Here is a 3,909-nt window from a genome sequence, read left to right on the forward strand (position 1 = left end):
GCCTTTGGCGATGATTCGCCACCGCTCCAATTCTGCACGGATCTGCGGGCGATCTTCGGGATGAATAGTTGCGAGCCAATTGGCGTTGCTGTTGCCAAAACTACCTGGTGGCAGCCCATAGAGATTCTCCAATTCGCTCGACCAGGTGACGAGATCGGCAGTAATATCCCATTCAAATGTGCCGAGTTTACCAGCCTGTTGGGCTAGCTCCAGGCGGTTTTGGATATTTTCTCGCGACTCGATTTCCTGAGTGAGTGATTCGTTCGCGGCTTCGACGGCGGCGGTGCGTTCTTCTACGCGCCACTCCAAGGTTTCATTGATTTCGCGGAGGGCTTCGGCTGAGGCTTTGCGCTCGATCGCATACCGGATCGCTCGTACTAAGATATCGAGACTGATTTGCCGTTTGACGAGATAATCCTGAGCGCCATGTCGCACTGCATCGAGGGCTAATTCATCATCGTTGGTATTGGTTAACACCACGATCGGTAAACTTGGGGCATGGTGGATCAGTGCGTCTAAAGATGCCAGCCCGTCACTATCAGGTAATGTTAAATCGAGCAGCGCAACATCAAATCGAGTGGAATTGAGTTCGGTAATTGCTGGCCCTAACCGCTGGAAATGGACTAAGCCGAACTTGTTAGCCCAAGCATCCTGGAGAATTTCCCTAAATAACCGCGCTTCAGCGAGATTATCCTCAATTAGCAACACTTGCAGGTCTGGATAGTCAGTGGCTGTGTTGTACTTCGGCACTTGCGGCGCAGCCATCGGGACAGACTTTGTGGGGATGGCTGATGCTGTAGAAAGTTTTGCTAAATTATCTGGCATTTAGTTATTCCCGCTTTGGGGTTTGAGCCTCCCTACCTGTAAAAATCTGGGCAGGTTGGGGGAGTTGTCATGTTACTGGGTGCGACTAGCACCATCCCTCAGAAGGTATCTGAAAAGTGAATTTCGCGTTACTAGCCTATAAGGTTTCCCCCAAGAAAGCCTTCAAAAGATGCCGTGTATATACAAGTCTGTTGGACTTCGTTTCTAGTTTTGTGTGCCCCCCAACCCCCCAAAATTGGGGGCTTTCAATTGTCTTACTCCCCCAAAATTGGGGGCTGGGGGGCTGCTTTTAGGATGGATACTAGAGTTTTACGACTTGTGTAAACCGTAGTTTTTTAAGGGGATTTAGGGGAATCTCTAGGGTTTTCGATTCGATCGAGTCGATTCGATCGGTCAACTGACACTCTTAAATGGAATTGTAAATGAAAAAGTAGCACCTTGTCCTAATTCTGAAGTTACCCAAATTTTACCATGATGACACTCGACGATTTTTTTGCATAGAGTTAGACCGATGCCCGTACCTGAGTATTCATCGCGGGTATGTAAGCGTTGAAAGATTACAAAGATCCGATCGAAATATTTGGGATCGATGCCGATCCCATCAGCTCGAACGGCAAATAACCAGTCATTTTCCCGTTGAACTACGGAGACATCCACCTGGGGGACGGTATCTGGTTTGCTAAATTTAATCGCATTCCCGATCAGGTTCTGGAAGAGCTGAGTTAGTTGCGTACTGTCGGCTACAATCGTCGGCATCGGGTCGGAAGTGACGATCGCCCCTGTTTCGCGAATTGGCCCCCGCAAGTGGTTCAGAGCGCGATTTAAGGCGATGCCAACATCGGTCGGCTCCCATTCAATCCCCTGTAAGTCTAACTTCGAGTAGACTAATACATCATCAATCAGGTTCTGCATCAAGTTTACGCCCTCGACTGCCAAGCCGATAAACTCTTGGGCATCTCGATCGAGTTCCTTGCTGTAGCGAGTGCCTAGGAGTTGGACATAGCTGGCTACCTGATGCAGGGGTTCTTGCAAATCGTGCGATGCAACGTAGGCAAACTTCTTGAGTTCGGCATTAGAGCGGACTAAATCGGTGGCGAGCAGAGCTAATTCTTCAGCTTGACGCAGGACGATCTTGACAACTGCGCTGCGGAGTTCGATCGCCGATTCAATTTCGACAGTTTTCCAGAGGAGAGAATGCAGCCGGACTATTTCTTTCCATAATTGGAAAGATTTGCGGGGATATACGGACAGATTACCAGCAGTTTCGACTACTTGGAACGGATGATGTGGGTCGCCGCCCCAATTAATCGCACGCAGTACTTCAGGACGGAAGCACAAGATATAACTTTGCGGCGATAGCGAAATCGATAGCAACCCACTAGCAACGTCCTTGAACCGCTCGGCAGCAGGATCTAATGCCGCCAGCGAGTCTGTCGAAAATACTTCATCCTGCACATTGGCATTCAACCATCCCACTAAGTAATCGAGTTCAGCAGGTGGTGGAGTTTGCCCGATTGTCGTCCATTCGCCGCCAAAATAGACGGCTGCGCCCTCAGCCGCGAACAGATCTAATAAATTTGGCTCGTAGCCCATTAAACCATTCACGAAACTAGTCTTTGACGTAGCCTCTCCCCTGGAGAATTGGGACATGCGATCGATCGCCACAGATCGATCGTGTGCTAATTTCGATCGATAGCTGAAATCTCCGATCTGTTCGATCGTCGAGATATCAGCAAAAATCACCTGTCCCAGCAGTTCGCAAGCTTTCCGCAACTCATAAGCTACCGATTTGGGTGTCTGATGGTGACAAGCAATTATCCCCCACAAATGTCCATTTCTGAGCAGGGAAATCGTCAAAGATGCTCCCACCCCCATATTCTGAAGATATTCACTATGACAGGGAGCCGCACTCCGGAGATTTGCCAGCGTCAGATCTGTCGGTCGATCCGTCAGCGGATGCTGGGCTGGAATCATTTCCACCGCCTGTTCGCGAGTGTCCGAAATCACCCGAATCTGGTTGGCAAGAAACATCTCCCGCGCTGGTGGGGGAATATCCGACGCTGGGAAATGCAGCCCCAAATAGGACTCCATCTGAGCCACTTTATCTTCGGCAATTACTTCGCCATGCCCATCATCATCGAACTGATAGAGCAGTACTCGATCGAATCCGGTCATCTCCCGTACTTGGGCGACCACATTTTTTCCGAAAGCGGGTAAATCGGCAGTTAATCGCTCGTTGGCACCCCTCCCTCGGAGAATCGAGGTTTTGGCTAAATGATAAAAACTGAGAAAGGGGATATGCTCATCTTTCTGGGTTGGTTCCAATTCTAAAATGAGCGCACCATCGGGACTGCGATGGAACACAGCGTCAAATATACTGTAACTGTCCGGATTCCGCAACCACACCTTACTGTAATTGCTGCGCTCGAAATTCTGCTCTGCCAATCCCGCTCGAAATTTCTCTACCTGAAAAACATCTAAAATCTGCTCTAATGGCTGCCCGAGCAGCCGATTTGGTGCGATGCCAAAGGTGGCGAGCGTATTATTACTCACCTGTAATACAATTAAATCTGGCTCTTGCAAGACTAGCAATACACCATGAGATTGAACTTTTGTCAATGTATTAATTGACGATCGCTCTAAGTTGGTGAGATCGGGATATAGAGTGTCAAAATTAGTGCCTATCATGATTGACCCAATCGTTCTAGTTGTATTAGCTTAACTCAATTCGATCGTCCAATGTGGTTATCCCTTACTGCCCGATCGCCCATCTCCTATTCCCTATTCCCTATCCCCTATCCCCTATCCCCTATCCCCTATTCACATCCGATCGCCATTTCCTGGTATCGTAAGGATGAGAAAATTTGAGTTGAGAAGATAAATTAACATGGGGACGACTTACCAGCGGGTATTGCTCAAACTGAGTGGTGAAGCCCTAATGGGCGATCTTGGCTATGGTATCGATCCGACGATCGTCCAAGCCATCGCCCAAGAAGTATCCGAAGTCGTCGCCACTGGCGTTCAAGTCGCGATCGTTGTTGGTGGAGGCAATATTTTTCGTGGTGTCAAAGCTTCAGCCAAAGG

Annotated in this window: 2 protein-coding genes and 1 pseudogene; 1 reads left to right on the forward strand and 2 read right to left on the reverse strand. The window is 48.9% G+C overall.

What is annotated here, in order from left to right; translation table 11 throughout:
• Together RMO52_RS21205 and RMO52_RS21210 are read right to left on the reverse strand one after the other, a co-directional pair.
• Positions 1–825: response regulator (locus tag RMO52_RS21205; protein ID WP_310418279.1), on the reverse strand; the 825-nt coding region annotated here is incomplete at its 3' end.
• Positions 826–1,218: 393 nt separating this feature from the next.
• The gene (locus tag RMO52_RS21210) at positions 1,219–3,513 is read right to left on the reverse strand and encodes an ATP-binding protein (protein WP_310418282.1); all 2,295 of its coding nucleotides are present in this window, start codon (positions 3,511–3,513) and stop codon (positions 1,219–1,221) included.
• A gap of 199 nt (positions 3,514–3,712) precedes the next feature.
• Here RMO52_RS21210 and pyrH point away from each other — a divergent pair.
• A pseudogene (pyrH, locus tag RMO52_RS21215) lies at positions 3,713–3,909 on the forward strand (UMP kinase); the annotation flags it as partial.

Source organism: Chamaesiphon sp. OTE_8_metabat_110 (assembly GCF_031382685.1).
Classification (GTDB): Bacteria; Cyanobacteriota; Cyanobacteriia; order Cyanobacteriales; family Chamaesiphonaceae; genus Chamaesiphon.

Coding starts and splice junctions, on each gene's coding strand:
- RMO52_RS21210 (WP_310418282.1), bottom strand. CDS start 3,513: ATGATAGGCACTAATTTTGACACTCTATATCCCGATCTCACCAACTTA.